We start from the raw sequence: 15,389 nt of genomic DNA on the forward strand, positions 1-15,389 counted from the left end.
GACTGAGCCCCAAGATAATTGTTAAAATACAGGTGCGGTATAGGTTAAGGTCTGGCCTAATATCCAGAGTAAAAAAAGCACTAAAGGTAAATGAACAACCAATTGAGTTACAGTAAAACCAATCACATCTTTTGGTTTGAGTTTTAAAATACCCAGCATGGGTAACATAAAAAATGGATTGATCAAGTTGGGTAATGCTTCTGCTGCATTATAAATTTGTACAGACCAACCCAGATGATATTTCAAATCGTTTGCTGCCTGCATGACATAAGGTGCTTCAATAATCCATTTCCCGCCACCAGAAGGGACAAAAAAACCTAAAATTGCGGAATAAATGCCCATAACCACAGCAAAGGTATCATGCGAAGCAATAGAAATGAAGAAATGCGCAATATAATGCGAAAGCGATAAATCTTCAGCATTGACTGCCTGAGTCATCATGTAGGCTATACTGCCATAAAGTGGAAATTGAATGAGAACGCCTGAAACAGCAGGAACCGCTTTGCTCACTGCGTTTAGAAAATTACGCGGTGTGCCATGTAAGGCCAGACCTAGCATCAAGAAAATAAAGTTATAGGTATTGAGGCTGGAAATTGCAAGGATAGGGTTAGTTTTGGAAAATTCCAGAATCATCCAGATCAAGCCTAATCCTACGACTAAAATAGTTAATATGGGGGAATTTTCTAGCCAGTCTCCCGGGCGAGTGGATTTGCTTTGCTCCAGTTCCTGTTTTTCCTCTTCCTCAAAGTTTAGATTAAAATCCTGCATGGTTTTGACATTCTGACCTTTCGGAGCAGACAGGAAAGCAATCACGATGGAGACAATGATTAAAATCGCGGTCATCACGATTGATTGCCACAGGAATATGGTTTCAGTAAATGGAATGACCCCCGTTAGATTATAAATTGATTCAGGTAAACTGGACTTATTGGCCTGTAATTGGGCTGCAGATGAACTAATTCCAAGTGCCCATGTTGCACCCATACCAATAATGGCAGCCGCGGCGGCGGCACGATAGTCCATATTTAATTCTTTACGTTTGGCAAGTGCAATCACCAATAGTGCAGTTAAGATGGTGCTAATCGCCCAATTGATCAACGAAATGAGCAAACTGACCGTCGCTACCAAAACAATTGCACTACGTCCTGAGTGTGGGATTCTGGCCATCTTCTGGATCAGTTTTTTCATGGGACGAGATACAGAAACCACGTAGCCCACAATAATCAACATGGTCATTTGTAAGGTAAAAGGGATTAGGCTCCAGAAGCCATTTCCAAAAGAACTAGCGACCTCCTTGACGGGGGCTCCAATGAAAAGAGCGGCAATCGCTACAATAATGACACCTAAAAGGGCAAAAATATAAGAGTCAGGAAACCATTTTTCTGACCAGTTACTAATGCTAATCGCAAATCGTTCTAAAATTGCAGGTTGTTTATTCATTATCAAAATCCATCTGATGTTGAGGGTGATCATTTCATCCCGAAGTGATCACCACTTAATTTCCCGATTAATCGTTAATTAAATTCTCCAAGCAAAGCAGCAATAACTTGAGTTGCTAAACTTCTATTGCCGTAATTAAATTGACACCAGAGGCCGCTTGAATCTGTTCTAAAGTTACATCATCTGCCAATTCAATCAGTTTGATGCCTTCAGAAGTAATGTCCATGACTCCTAAATCAGTAATGACGCGATGTACCACGGCTTGACCTGTGAGTGGCAAACTGCATTTAGATACAATTTTGGGCGTACCATCTTTGGCGCAATGTTCCATTAGCACCACCACACGTTGCACCCCTACCACCAGATCCATAGCGCCACCCATGCCTTTAACTTTTTTGCCAGGGATCATCCAGTTAGCAAGATCTCCTTGTTCAGAGACTTCCATTGCCCCCAAAATGGCAATATTGACATGCCCACCCCGGATCATGGCAAAGGATTCGCTGCTAGAGAAGAATGCAGCACCCGCACGTGCAGTAACGGTTTGTTTGCCCGCATTGATTAAGTCTGCATCCACAGTTTGTTCTGTCGGAAACTCTCCAATGCCTAATAAGCCATTTTCGGATTGAAGCCAGACATCAACATTCTCTGGAATATAATTAGCGACTAATGTAGGTAAGCCAATGCCAAGATTGACATAAAAACCGTCTTGCAATTCTTTGGCGGCACGTTGTGCCATTTGTTCACGTGTCCATGCCATGATTATGCTTCCTGTGCTTTTAGTGTTTTTTGCTCAATACGTTTTTCTGGATGTGCATTGAGTACAATTCGTTGTACATAAATACCTGCAAGATGGATCTCATCGGGATTTAATTCTCCAATTTCGACCACTTGTTCAACCTCTGCAATGGTAATTTTTCCAGCCATTGCACATTCGGGGTTAAAGTTACGTGCTGTTTTGTGAAAAATTAGATTGCCTGCTTTATCGGCTTTATATGCTTTAACTAATGCAATATCAGCAGTCAAAGACCGTTCAAGAATATAAGGTTTACCCTCAAACTCACGTTGTTCCTTGCCTTCCGCGATCAGGGTTCCCACACCTGTTTGAGTATAAAAAGCAGGAATACCCGCGCCGCCCGCACGTAGTTTTTCAGCTAGAGTTCCTTGGGGTGTCAGTTCAACTTCAAGCTCGCCGTTTAGATATTGGCGTTCAAACTCTTTATTTTCACCGACATAAGATGAAATCATTTTCTTAATTTGTTTAGTTTTTAATAAAATGCCTAAACCAAAATCATCTACACCTGCGTTATTGGAAATACAGATTAAACCGTTGACTTGAGTTTCTTTTAAGGCATTGATCAATGCTTCTGGAATACCACATAAACCAAAACCACCCACCGCAAAAGTTTGATTATTTTTTACAATATCCTGTAGTGCAATTGCTGCACTTTCATACAATTTATTCATTGTGATTACTCAACGTCCCTATGTTTTCTTATTATTAACATCTGCAATTTATTTAAGGAAGTTGAAAATTTTAAAGGATTAATGAGGAAAATTAATTAATCAGTAAAAAAGACAAATATACGATGATTTTAAAGCCTGATCATTTCTCATGTAATTTTTGTTATAAATTTTCAAATTTAAGGATTTTTTCGTAAGGGTAGTTTGAAAGTGTCTGAATGAATTCGCTAGAAATATTGGAAAGCTCTGCATCTTTTTTATAAATAATACCAACCGCTTGTTGTACTTCACTATTTTCAATTTCGAGTAAAACATTATGTTCTTTGTCGATTGAATGTTGAAAATGACGCGGAATTGCACTTACCCCAATGCCTAAAGCCACGAAACTTGAAAATGTACTAATCTGATGACATTCAACTTTCAAATCAAGTACTAAACCCAAGCGTGAAGCATTTTGTTCCAGTAAATAACGCACGATTGAGGGATGTTGCAAAGTAATAAATGGATTGGCATATAACTCTTGCCAAGTGATGCTCTTTTTACTAGCCAATGGATGCGTTTTGGGAATGAGAGCTAAAAAATCTTCCTCAAATAAGGCTTTAAATTCCAATTGTTCATTTAAAATCGGTTGAAAACAAATCCCAAGTTCAAAGATGCCATCTAATACATTTTCAATAATTTTTTCATTGGGAATATCATGAATTGAAAAACTCAGATTAGGATGGGCATTTGAAAAAATCTGGATGACTTCGGGTAAAATTGCATGGGTGACAAAGGGCATGGAGGCAATATTTAAAGTCCCACGATTTAACTTAAAGCGTTGTTTTACATCATTTTCCATGTCTTCCCAATTCGCCAATAACTTTCTGGCATATGGAATCAGAGATTTTCCTTCCTGAGTTAGTTCTACGCGTCGAGTATTGCGTTTAAATAGCTTTCCACCCAATTCTTCTTCTAGTGATTTAATACTTAAACTCAAAGCAGATTGACTTAAATGGAGTTCAGCCGATGCGTTGGCATAATTCAATGTACGCGCCAGTGCCAAAAAAGCTTTGAGTTGTTTGAGAGTCATCTATGAATTCCGTGTCAATCAAAAGTTTTTGATTTTAAAGCATAATTATACTGAACTCCGCAACGCGAATGCTTGTTTTTTTGTAAAATTCAAATATGGCAAATCCATTATAAAAATTTATATTTTTAATAGGAATTAAATACATTAAAAATAAAATTGAATTTCGTCTTACGTTATAATTAATGAGTTTTATTTAATAATTAATTTGTTTTTTAAATAAATGAATAAATCATTTTATTTTATTAAAATTCATATATTTCAATAGTTAAATTTTTATTTTCTAAGGTTTTAAATAATCCTCTTGTGTTTCATAAAAATATTGATATTTTAAAATAAATATAAAATCTTATTTGTTGGGTCTATTTAATGACTCATTTTGGACAAGTTGTATTTATTTTTTATTGTTAGGGAAACTGTTATCAAATATTAGGCGAAATATTTGGGTTAAACCTGACCTATATTCTTCATAATGGAGTAAGAAAGAATATGTGGGATCTATTTGTTATTCTACTATCTTTGGGTTTACTGATGTACACCGCTTATCGCGGGTTCTCAGTTATCCTGATGGCACCTTTATGTGCATTATTGGCGGTTTTTTTAATCAATCCAAGTAATGTTTTGCCTTTTTACTCAGGCGTTTTCATGCCGAAAATGGTCAATTTTATCAAGGATTATTTTCTAGTATTTTTACTCGGTGCAATTTTTGGCAAAGTAGTTGAAATGTCAGGGATCGCCGAGTCTATTGCCAAAACTATTGTAAACCTCATCGGCGCGAAAAAAGCAATCTTGACAGTGGTAATACTAGGCGCAATTTTGACATACAGTGGCGTAAGTTTATTCGTGGCTGTATTTGCGATTTATCCGTTTGCCAATCAGCTGTTTCAGCAAGCCAACATTCCTAAACGTTTAATTCCGGGCACCATTGCACTTGGCGCGTTTACTTTTACCATGGATGCGTTACCAGGGACTCCACAAATTCAAAATGTGATACCAACGACTTTCTTTGGAACCAATATTTATGCCGCTCCTTTTTTAGGCATTATTGGTGCAATATTCGTATTGAGTACAGGTTTATTTTATCTTGAATGGCGTCGCCGTGCTGCTGCAAAAGCGGGTGAGGGCTATGCAGGTTTTGACTTAGATTATGCTAAAAACAGTAATGAATTGCCTATAAATGCTGTACAGGAAAATGTGCGTGATAATGGTTCGGTTATTCGCCAGATTCTAGCGTTCGTTCCATTAGTGTTGGTTGCAGTCATGAATAAATATTTATCGACGGCAATTAAAACATGGTATCCAAATGGGTTTGATTTTAATGCGATTGGTCTGGCAAATTATACAGTTGATGTAGCAAAAACTGGTGCAATCTGGGCAGTGGGTTTGGCACTTATTGTTGGGATTATTACGGCAGTCTTATTTGATTATGGGCGTGTGGTGGGACAGTTCAAAGAAGGTGTAAATGCCAGTATTGGTGGATCACTTTTGGCTGTCATGAACACCGCGTCTGAATATGGTTTCGGTGCCATTATCGCAGCATTACCAGGTTTTGCATTAGTCAGCCATGCATTGGGAACTGCATTTACTAACCCTTTGGTCAATGGTGCAGTGACTACAACAGTACTGGCTGGTATTACAGGTTCAGCATCGGGTGGGATGAGTATCGCATTAAGTGCGATGGCAGAACAGTACAATGCCGCTATTTTGGCAGCAGGTATTCCACCTGAAGTAATGCATCGTATTGTGGCGATGGCGTCGGGGGGGATGGACACACTTCCTCATAATGGCGCTGTCATCACTTTACTTGCTGTAACTGGTTTAACACACAAGCAATCTTATAAAGATATCTTTGCAGTAACTATTATTAAAACGATCGCTGTATTTGTAGCAATTGCTGCATTTACATGGTTTGGTATTGTGTAAGGTAGTAAATAATCAAAATCATGGAGTGGATTTCATTTTACAAAAATAAAATTCACTTCATGAGTCAGGAGAAAGAAAGTGACAAAACAACTCGATGGCAAAGTGGCTTTTATTACAGGTTCAGCTAGTGGTATTGGTTTAGAAATTGCGAAAAAATTTGCAGCAGAAGGTGCAAAAGTTGTTATTTCAGATATGAATGCACAAAAATGTGAAGAAGCTGCACAACAGTTAAAAAGTGAAGGTTTTACTGCAATCTCCGCTCCTTGTGATGTCACTAATGAACACGCTTATCAAGCTGCGATTGAACTGACTCAAAAGACGTTTGGAACATTGGATATTTTAATTAATAATGCAGGCTTTCAACATGTTGCAGCAATTGAGGAATTTCCTACAGAAGTTTATCAAAAACTGATTGCTGTGATGTTGACAGGTTCATTTATTGGAATCAAACATGCTTTTCCTATTATGAAAGCACAAAAATCTGGTCGTATTATTAATATGGCATCGATAAATGGCTTAATTGGTTTTGCAGGAAAAGCTGGCTACAACAGCGCTAAGCATGGTGTGATTGGCCTAACCAAAGTCGCTGCACTTGAATGCGCACGTGATGGCATTACAGTAAATGCTTTGTGTCCTGGCTATGTGGATACACCGTTGGTTCGTGGACAGATTACAGATTTGGCTAAAACGCGAAAGGTGAGTGAAACCAGTGCTTTGGAAGATGTTATTTTGGCGATGGTCCCGCAAAAGCGTTTATTAAGTGTTGAAGAAATTGCCGATTATGCCATTTTCCTATGTAGCGACAAAGCTGGCGGTGTCACCGGTCAAGCTGTAGTTATGGATGGTGGCTACACTGCTCAATAGTTTATTTTGGTAAAGAAAAAGACCACGATTTGTGGTCTTTTTTATGATTCGCGATTTCCATTTTATATGCTTTACGGTTCAGGTCGCCGCCAGACCCAGATAAAAACGAGTAACATGCATAGAATACATGCGAGATTAAACCAGAAATGAGGTACATGAAGTATCAATATGCTGCTAGCAAGCGTCATGCTAACAGCCATCATATATTTTGATTTTCTGGAAACCTGACGTTTATCTTGCCAGTTACGAATCATGGGACCAAATAATTTATGCTGGTAAAACCATCCATGTAATCTGGAAGACCCTTTCCCCGCAAAAAAAGCAGCCAGTAAGACAAATTCAACCGTAGGTAAACCTGGAACAAACAAACCAATCACTCCAATACTGAGACTCAAGCAAGACAAACCTACAAATACAACTCTTAAGATGCTAGATTTAGATAAGCGTTCAGAAGGTGGATTTTTAGATGCTGTTAGTTCTATCAGATCACCATGTAAGTGATCTGATCTTGAGGGTAACTTGGGCGGATGGGTTGGCACTGACATCTTACTGATCTATATTTGCTGTGGTTAATAACGATGCAAAGCGTGAAAAACCATTCATTGCGCCTTGCACGACCTGATCTTGTTCAGTTTGGCTTAAACCTGCATCATCGAGTGCTTGGACAAAGCGTTTCCATACTTTTGCTCTTCCTTCTGGATACGCTGCCAGATTTCGTGCTCCAAATTCTTCGGAAAGTTCGAGTTTAGTTTTTGCTTCTTTAAATAAAAATGCAGCTCCGAGCGTTGATCCTTCCGAAACGTAAATCCAGCCTAGTGCTTCAAGTGCATTGGCATTTTGACTTGCGATATTAAGATCCGTAGGTGAAATTCCTAAATCTTGTAAATCTTTAAATGCAGCGTCTGAGCGACCACGGATATCCAGATCAGGAATAAAATCAATGATTTCTGGATATTTAAATAAATATTCAACATCACGCTGAAAATAATATTGAGCTAGTGTAAATTTTGCATACTGCACCCGACTTGCAAAAACATTGGCTTGAGCCATTAGGTGATGCATACGTTCATGTTCTGTTGCTGTTTCAGTTTTTAAGCGGAGTGATAGTGTTGAACGTATGTTATGTTGAATGTCTGGTTTGCCAACGGATTGGTTCATATCGTTACCTAAATAAAGATGTATATTTGTGGAGTAAATAAAGGTCTATATACGCTATGACGAATGAGGATAGAAAAAGACGCAATACAGAATGCAGCTTTTTTATAGAAAATATCGTTCAGAAATAGTTTACAATAATCACATTAATAAATGATAATAATTCTTGTTTATACTATTCATTCAATATTTTGCTATGGATCAATCTTTCTCCCCAATTGCACAGAAACAACTCATTCATGAAATGTATTTGAACCATCATGATTGGCTACAACAATGGCTCAGCTATCGCATTCGTTATCCTTTTAATGCCGCCGATCTGGTGCAAGACACGTTTGTTAAGTTATTACAAACTCGACAAAAATTACTTGGGATTCAAGAACCAAGAGCTTATTTGGTAAATGTCGCCAAAAATGTACTTATTGATAAACATCGACGTTATGTATTAGAACAAAGCTATTTGGAAAGTTTGGCAGTTGAATTACAACTTCAGGAGATTGAATTACCCCATAATCAACTTGAAGAAGTAGTGCAAATTTTAGATTTTTTAACGATCGCTTTAAATGAAAGTCCAGTATTGGCAAGAAAAGCGTTTTTGATGTATTACTTTGAAGGTTTTAATCAAAGTGAAATTGCTGAACTAATTGGTAAATCTTTAAGGACGACGCAAACTTATCTGGCGGATTGTTTAAGTCTATGTCTTGAAGCACGAGAACAGTTACTTGAGTCGGAATATGACTGACCCAAAAAAACTACAAAAAGAATTATCTTTATGGATTATTCGTTTAAATACGGATGATCCGATTGAGCGTGCTCAAGCTCAAGCCGAATTTGAGCATTGGCAACATCAGTATCCAGAATATCAGGACCAATTAGATAAAATCAGTCGCTTTTCTGACGAATTAAAACAACTTCAGGAAACACACCATATTCATAGTCAGACGTTACAACAGTCTCTAAAACACACTCAACAAAGCCAAAAACAGGTAAAAAAGGCATTTGGCCGTGGGGTCATGGGCATTGGATTTATGGGGATATTGAGTGTCCTGACATACCATTATTTTCCCTATGCATATTACACGGCAGATTATAAAACGGCCACGGGCCGTATGCAGTCATTTATACTCGAAGACGGCTCAAAAATTACGCTTGGAGCTAAATCTGCCATCAAATTGCATTTTAATTCACAGTCACGTCGGGTCGAATTGGTTCAGGGCGAGATTTATGTGGATGTCGCAAAAGACAAACATCGCCCCTTTACCGTGCAATCAAAGCAAGCTGACTACAAGGCATTGGGAACACGATTTATTGTGCATCAAAATCGTGAAAACAGCAGTATTAGCATGTTGCATTCAAGTGTTGAAGCGATTGCGAAACAGGTAAATCAGCGTCAGCATGTACATGCTGGCGAAAAGGTACAAGCTGACGCGCATGGCTTTGGACCGATTCAACCGATTGCTATTGGCTCTACTGAATTTGCATGGCAACACAACCAGATTTTAGCCGATAATCTGGCTTTACCTGATTTACTACAACGTTTAAATCGACAGCATAACGCTTATTTTATTTATCGTGCATCTGTCCTTGAGTCATTCAAAGTCAATGGGGTGATTGATGCTCAGCAAGATGTGGAACAAATCTTAAGCTTAATCGTAGCTCAATATCCACAACTAAATATTCAGAAAATAGGACGTCATGTTTTTATTATTCAGCTTAAAAATTAAAAAAAAGCGACAAATTGCGTATTTTTGGATGATGGTGCGTCATATAGGGAAGAACAGCAATTATTTTGCTTATTGGCATAGTTAATGATTATCATTTATATGGGGCTCGCGTTTTAATGCACATTTTATCTTCCCAATATTCTCTCCAAAAAATAGCTTTGGCCGTTTCTCTGGCAATTTCCGTCAGTTGCGTTTCAACCCCTCTATACGCAGCAAGTAGCAACAGTTCTGCTTACTTTCAAGTGGAACGTGGTTCTCTGACTCAGGCTCTAAATAGCGTTGCATTGCAAGCCAATGTTTCATTACTGTTGGATGCAAAGAAGACGAATCGTTATCAAGTAAATGCTATAAAAGGCAATTACACAGTTGAGCAGGCCTTTGCCAGATTGATTGAAAATACGCCTTTTCAACTGATGAAATCATCGGCAGGTTACTTATTGGTGGATAGGAAAGTAGAGAGTGAACAGTCCGCTGAAAAAAATCTTGGTAATTCAACTGTCATTAAAAAAGGTCAAGTGAATTCATCATCAATCCTTAATCAGGATAATCATCAACTGTATCAGATGCCCACCATCTCTATTCAGGCAGAAAATTCAGATACGGTTCAGTTTGGGCAAAGCGTTTTAAATCAGACGGCAATTGATCGTTATCAGGCGAATAATGTTGCACAACTACTGGATACTATGCCTGGCGTAGCTTCGGCTGGCTCTCCTAGACCTGGTGGACAAACGATTAATATTCTAGGCATGAGTGGGGTTGAGGATGTTCCCATTACATTGGATGATTCGGTCAAATCTTTTGATAAATATCGACAAGGGTCAGTCTTTATTGAACCTGAAATTTTAAAGCGGGTAACTGTAGATAAAGGTCCGCATAATGTTGAAGTAGGTAATGGCGGTTTTGGGGGGAAGGTGACATTGGAAACCCGAGATGCACAAGATTTATTAAAAGAGAACAAAAATGTCGGAGCATTTCTAAAGTATTCGCGCTTTAGTAATAACCAGCAAAATACCTATACGGGTGCGGTGTATGGAAAAACTGAACATAATCTTTTGGATGGGTTGTTTTACTATACCAAACGCGATAGTGGGAATGTAGAACGTCCAGATGGAACTTCTTTTTTATATTCTGCTCAGGAACAGGATACATATTTAGCAAAACTAAATATTCGTCCAGATGAAAGCCAAAAAATTTCTTTCAATGCCATGCAAAGTAGTCATACAGGCTGGGAACCTTTTGCGGCAATGCGTGATCAGGATGCTGTTCCGAGTGCCGCAGATATTGCAAAGTATGGCTATGATGAAGCGTGGAAACGCCGTTTAGTTTATCGTGATCAAAAAGATACGAGCTATTCCGCAGGTTATGAGTTTAATCCTCCTGCCAATCCTTATATTAATTTCAAGGCAAATTTTTCTTATTCAAAAACCAAGCAACATGATAAACGTTTGGAAGGAGTTTCATTTTCAGCGGCCAACCTCGGCGATGAAAGCTGGGTTAATTATACCAATACTGCACTAAAACTTTTAAATATCAGTGATATTGATACGGCGTATGGCATCCATAAGCTAAAAATCGGAGCACAATATCAAAAGATGAAACAAAACTCTTTGATGCTGGTTCGCTCTTATCTCAATAATCCTCAATATAATTATGGACTCTATCAACCGAATTATATGCCCGCAGGTGATCAGCAAATGTATAGTGCTTTTGTTGAAGACCAATATCAGATTGGTGCGGTCACTATTACGCCATCTTTGCGTTATGACAATATTATCAATCAGGGTTATGGCAATTTGGCTCCGCGTTATAGCACTGTTGAAGCGGGACATGATTATTCAGAAAAAAGTTACACAGGCTGGTCACCCCGTTTAGCGTTGGCATGGAAACAAGCAGATTACCTCACGTGGTTTGCTAATATAAGCAAAACATGGCGTGCGCCGCGTGTTGATGAGCAATATTATAATGATGGTCCAAGTTCTACAGTATCTGCAACCAGTTTGTATTTACGTCCCGAAAAAATGTTGGCGATACGACTTGGCAATGAAATGAATTTTGATCAGCTTTTGACAGATGATGATCATCTGCAGATCCGCCTTAGCTATTATCATAACCGCGGTTCAGACGAAATTTTCCGTAATCGTTCGGTTTTCTGTCAGGCACAAGCCGAGATTATTGCGCAGGGTGGAAGTGCGAATGCCAGTGTTTGTAATGGCCAATATGATCATGGTTTTTACAGAAATATTACTGATTACACCATCAAAGCGTATGAGGCGGAACTATTTTATAATCAACCTACATATTTTGCAGGTTTAACCTATTCTTATGTGCGAGGTCAGCGTGATAATTCTCCCGTTAACCCGTGGTTTAATCAAAAGACATGGATTGAACAGATACCTCCACGCAAGGCGACAGCTACTTTAGGTGTCAATGTTCCTGAGCATTATCTGACTATGGGATGGCGGGGTATTTTTGTAGATGCGCAAACCAGAAGTATTTTAAATACGGATAAATCAATTGGTGCTTCTGGTTTTTCATTGCCTCGTACCAAAGGTTATGCTTTACACGGTATTTTTATCGATTGGCAGCCCGTCGGTGAAAAAGGCCCGCAGTTGAATTTCTCTATTGATAATCTATTTAACCGTGATTATAAAATGTATCTGGGGGAATATATGACAGGCACTGGGCGCGACTTTAAGTTAAGTATTTCTCAGCGTTTTTAATAGTAGTGAATAAATGGTTTGAGAAAGAAAGCAATAGGTTTTCTTTCTCTTTCGCGGAGCAAGCCGAAACTTAAAGCACCATAAAATTAGCTGTACTTCGCGCCACCATTTTATTGTTTTGCCAAGCTTCACTTTCTATATTCAAAATAGATTTGCCTTGCTTTACAAAGCGGCATTTAGTCTGGATTGTACCCACCTGACAGGGGCGTAAAAAATCCATAGTCAGATTAATCGTGGTCGCAGGTTGTTGATTATTGGAAAAAAATGAAAAAAGTCCCATAACATCATCTAGCATGGCGCAAATCATGCCACCTTCAACCGTACCTCTTGGGTTGGTAAAACTTTCTAGTGCGACATAATCAATTTCAAGTTCTTGTTGATCATTATTCCATTGAATATTATGTCCGCCTAGCAGATGATGAATGGGTGGGAATTTTTTAGAACTATCCATTTTATTTTCCATAGATTAAAGCAGGCTCCAGATGATCTAGAGCCTATCAGCGTTATTTAAATTTCCATGTGTAATCAATATTAATACGAGTTTCGTTCACAGGTTTGATGTTGGCATTAGCGGACATGTTATTGTCGTAGATTGCATAACGTGCGCGAAGTCCCAGATTTTTAAGCCAGCCACTTTGAATGGTATAGCCAAGATCAAAATCAGTTTCACGCTCTTTTAGGTTAGTTCCACCCAAAGTTGGCGCATAAATATTGCGCCCCATGGTATAACGAGTCATAAAGCGTAAACCGGGGACATAATCTTTAAAATCATACTCATAGCGGAAGCTATAAGCTTGTTCTTTGGGGTTGAGAAATTCCCCTGGCCAAGTATCAATCAGTAGACCCGTTTCGCCGCCAGTCAAATAGGGAAATGCAGTTTCTCCGTGATGCTGAAATGTCCCAAAAATAAATTTATGATTTTGATGCTTAAGTTCAAAATGTGCATGGTATAAGTCATTATCGACTAAACCTGCTTTTGCCTCACCTTCATCACGACTCCGATAATAATGTAGATAACTACTCAATCGGGTTGTTGGATTGATATCCCATTTGTATAGAAAACCTGTGGTCCATTGGTCATAAAGATTATTAACATCTAAATAAAACAAGCCTAAGCGTAAATTTGGATTTACATGATAATAACTTCCTGCATAGTAAAGTCCATCGGTTTCAGCACTTTTAAAACGGCCATTCACGGCTGAAATTTTGATATTTTCAAAATTGGTTGAATCGCGATGATTAACCTTATCAATATAAGCAGCCTGTAGTTCAAAGTTTTTTAAGTCTTTGGATTCAAGTGAAATTCCACGATAGGTTTGTGGTAGCAATCGCGCAGGAGAGGCCACTAAAACAGGATTCATCGGCCTTAGTGTTCCTATCTTAAGTTCAGTCTCACTAATTTTAGCTTTACCCGTGACGCCAATTTCGCCATAACTTGAAGCAGGTTCATTAGTGACGGTGTCTCGTGGTAGATTCCCTGTTCCTGCATATTTTGCACTGGCATCCAGCTTAAAACCTGCTGTCGCTAAAATATCCAGACCAAAACCTACTGCTCCTTCGGTATAGCCCGAATTTGCTTTGAAAATAAAGCCTTGAGTCCAGTCTTTTGCTGCTGGATATTTGGAAACCTCCTGATAATCGCGGTCAAAGTAAAAGTTGCGCGTGGTAAGTTCAACGCTACTGTTATCGATAAAATTCCCCGCAAATACAGAATTAGACAGCATAAGCGTGGAGTACATCCATAATTTAGACATGGCATTTCATCCTGAAATATCATTGTTGTTTTAAGCAAGACCTCATAGTTGTCTGTGTCTTGCTCCGTTGTTAAAATTTGAGTTATTTTCCCAATAGTTCGCGCGCTACGATTTCTTTCATAATCTCATTGGTCCCGCCGTAAATTTTTTGTACACGGGCATCGACAAAGAAACGTGAAATCGGGTATTCCTGCATGTAACCATAGCCGCCAAAGAGTTGTAGCAACTGGTCAATCACGTCACATTGAGTATCGGTAATAAAACATTTCAACGCAGCGACGTGATTAACACTGAGTTGATGTTGGTTATACAGTTCAGCACACTGATCTACAAAAGCCTGCGCAGCTTTGGCCTTGATTTGAGCATTGGCAAGCACAAAACGTGTATTTTGCATCTGGCTTAAATGTTGTCCAAAAGCTTTGCGTTGTAATACATAGTCTTTAGTCAGTTGAATAGCTCCTAAAATGGAACCAAGTGCCATCATGGAAATACTTAAACGCTCACGTGGCAATTCCTGCATCAGGTAAGAAAAGCCTTGTCCTTCGTCACCTAAACGTTGTGAGACAGGAACTTTGACCTGATCGAAAAAAAGTTCTGCGGTGTCTTGTGCATGTAAACCAATTTTTTTCAGTGAACGTCCTTTGGTTACTCCCCTTAGATGAGCATCAACTAAAAAGAGTGAGATTCCTTTAGCACGTGCCTGCGGATCAGTTTTTGCTACTAGTACGATTAAATCGGCATGGAGACCGTTAGAAATAAAGGTTTTTGAACCATCAACCAGATAGTCACCACCATTTAAAACGGCTTGAGTACGAATTGCTTGTAAGTCAGATCCTGCATTGGCTTCTGTCATAGCAATCGCAGTGACTACTTCTCCAGTCACCATTTTAGGAAGCCAGTATTTTTTCTGCTCTTCACTGCCAAGATTTTGGATATAAGGAGAGACCAATTCATTTTGGCCGCCAATAGCAACGGCCAGAGAAGTAAATCCCGCCTGTGCAGTTTCCTGAACGAGCATGAGTGAATAATGAATAGGTGCACCGTAGCCGCCATATTCTTCGGGAACATCAACACACAAAAATCCATTTTCACCCAGTTGATTCCAAATATTTCTTGGAATCAGAGCCTCCTGCTCCCAGAGTTCGTAGTAGGGCGCTACATGTTCTTTTAAAAACCGTCGATAATTATCCCGAAATAGTTCAAATTCCGTATCGTGCTGCATATTTCACCTTTTCTAGGGCAAAACTAAGGATAAAGCTCAAAAATAAATTTGAACTTT

14 protein-coding genes are annotated in these 15,389 nt (G+C 38.8%); 5 read left to right on the plus strand and 9 right to left on the minus strand.

The window, feature by feature from the left end:
- Positions 1 to 21: 21 nt before the first annotated feature.
- The 4 genes from IAE20_RS08830 to IAE20_RS08845 all read right to left on the minus strand — a co-directional run bounded on the left by IAE20_RS08830 (position 22) and on the right by IAE20_RS08845 (position 3,973).
- Positions 22 to 1,440 carry a short-chain fatty acid transporter gene (locus IAE20_RS08830; protein ID WP_200482107.1) on the minus strand — a complete coding sequence of 473 codons (1,419 nt, stop codon included), beginning with the start codon at positions 1,438 to 1,440 and terminating at the stop codon, positions 22 to 24.
- 115 nt (positions 1,441 to 1,555) lie between these two features.
- On the minus strand, positions 1,556 to 2,197 hold the full coding sequence (locus IAE20_RS08835; RefSeq protein WP_200460390.1) for a 3-oxoacid CoA-transferase subunit B: 642 nt from the start codon (positions 2,195 to 2,197) through the stop codon (positions 1,556 to 1,558).
- 2 nt (positions 2,198 to 2,199) lie between these two features.
- Complete coding sequence (locus IAE20_RS08840; protein WP_200482106.1) at positions 2,200 to 2,904, minus strand: CoA transferase subunit A; 705 nt, start codon at positions 2,902 to 2,904, stop codon at positions 2,200 to 2,202.
- Positions 2,905 to 3,064: 160 nt separating this feature from the next.
- Positions 3,065 to 3,973, minus strand: coding sequence for a LysR family transcriptional regulator (locus IAE20_RS08845; protein ID WP_200460388.1), 909 nt, complete (start codon positions 3,971 to 3,973; stop codon positions 3,065 to 3,067).
- Positions 3,974 to 4,459: 486 nt separating this feature from the next.
- On the opposite strand from IAE20_RS08845, the gene IAE20_RS08850 reads away from it, so the two are divergent.
- Positions 4,460 to 5,893: a GntP family permease gene (locus tag IAE20_RS08850; RefSeq protein ID WP_200482210.1), complete on the plus strand. Its 1,434-nt coding sequence runs from the start codon at positions 4,460 to 4,462 to the stop codon at positions 5,891 to 5,893.
- 78 nt (positions 5,894 to 5,971) lie between these two features.
- Complete coding sequence (locus IAE20_RS08855) at positions 5,972 to 6,757, plus strand: 3-hydroxybutyrate dehydrogenase (RefSeq protein WP_200482209.1); 786 nt, start codon at positions 5,972 to 5,974, stop codon at positions 6,755 to 6,757.
- Positions 6,758 to 6,828: 71 nt separating this feature from the next.
- Here IAE20_RS08855 and IAE20_RS08860 read toward each other — a convergent pair whose 3' ends face one another.
- Positions 6,829 to 7,302 (minus strand): YbaN family protein, encoded by a 474-nt coding sequence (locus IAE20_RS08860; protein ID WP_200482208.1) that lies wholly within the window; start codon positions 7,300 to 7,302, stop codon positions 6,829 to 6,831.
- A gap of 1 nt (position 7,303) precedes the next feature.
- Positions 7,304 to 7,915 carry a biliverdin-producing heme oxygenase gene (locus IAE20_RS08865; RefSeq protein WP_200482207.1) on the minus strand — a complete coding sequence of 204 codons (612 nt, stop codon included), beginning with the start codon at positions 7,913 to 7,915 and terminating at the stop codon, positions 7,304 to 7,306.
- Between the two features lie 193 nt (positions 7,916 to 8,108).
- Between IAE20_RS08865 and IAE20_RS08870 the strand changes: the two genes are divergently transcribed.
- The 3 genes from IAE20_RS08870 to IAE20_RS08880 all read left to right on the plus strand — a co-directional run bounded on the left by IAE20_RS08870 (position 8,109) and on the right by IAE20_RS08880 (position 12,356).
- Positions 8,109 to 8,654 carry a sigma-70 family RNA polymerase sigma factor gene (locus IAE20_RS08870; RefSeq protein WP_200460498.1) on the plus strand — a complete coding sequence of 182 codons (546 nt, stop codon included), beginning with the start codon at positions 8,109 to 8,111 and terminating at the stop codon, positions 8,652 to 8,654.
- Positions 8,647 to 9,636: a FecR family protein gene (locus tag IAE20_RS08875; RefSeq protein WP_200482206.1), complete on the plus strand. Its 990-nt coding sequence runs from the start codon at positions 8,647 to 8,649 to the stop codon at positions 9,634 to 9,636. Before IAE20_RS08870 ends, IAE20_RS08875 begins: the two co-directional genes overlap by 8 nt.
- A 116-nt stretch (positions 9,637 to 9,752) precedes the next feature.
- Positions 9,753 to 12,356, plus strand: coding sequence for a TonB-dependent receptor (locus tag IAE20_RS08880; RefSeq protein ID WP_200482205.1), 2,604 nt, complete (start codon positions 9,753 to 9,755; stop codon positions 12,354 to 12,356).
- Between the two features lie 70 nt (positions 12,357 to 12,426).
- Here IAE20_RS08880 and IAE20_RS08885 read toward each other — a convergent pair whose 3' ends face one another.
- From IAE20_RS08885 to IAE20_RS08895, 3 genes are all read right to left on the minus strand, one after another.
- Entirely contained in the window at positions 12,427 to 12,807 is a 381-nt protein-coding gene (locus IAE20_RS08885; RefSeq protein ID WP_413784489.1) for a PaaI family thioesterase, read from the minus strand.
- 52 nt (positions 12,808 to 12,859) lie between these two features.
- A complete protein-coding gene (locus IAE20_RS08890) occupies positions 12,860 to 14,110 on the minus strand; it encodes an OprD family porin (protein ID WP_200482203.1) in 1,251 nt (416 codons plus the stop codon).
- A gap of 82 nt (positions 14,111 to 14,192) precedes the next feature.
- Complete coding sequence (locus IAE20_RS08895; protein WP_200482202.1) at positions 14,193 to 15,332, minus strand: acyl-CoA dehydrogenase family protein; 1,140 nt, start codon at positions 15,330 to 15,332, stop codon at positions 14,193 to 14,195.
- Between the last annotated feature and the right edge of the window lie 57 nt (positions 15,333 to 15,389).

The sequence above is a fragment of the Acinetobacter sp. S54 genome (genome assembly GCF_016624945.1).
In the GTDB taxonomy this organism is placed as follows: Bacteria; Pseudomonadota; Gammaproteobacteria; order Pseudomonadales; family Moraxellaceae; genus Acinetobacter.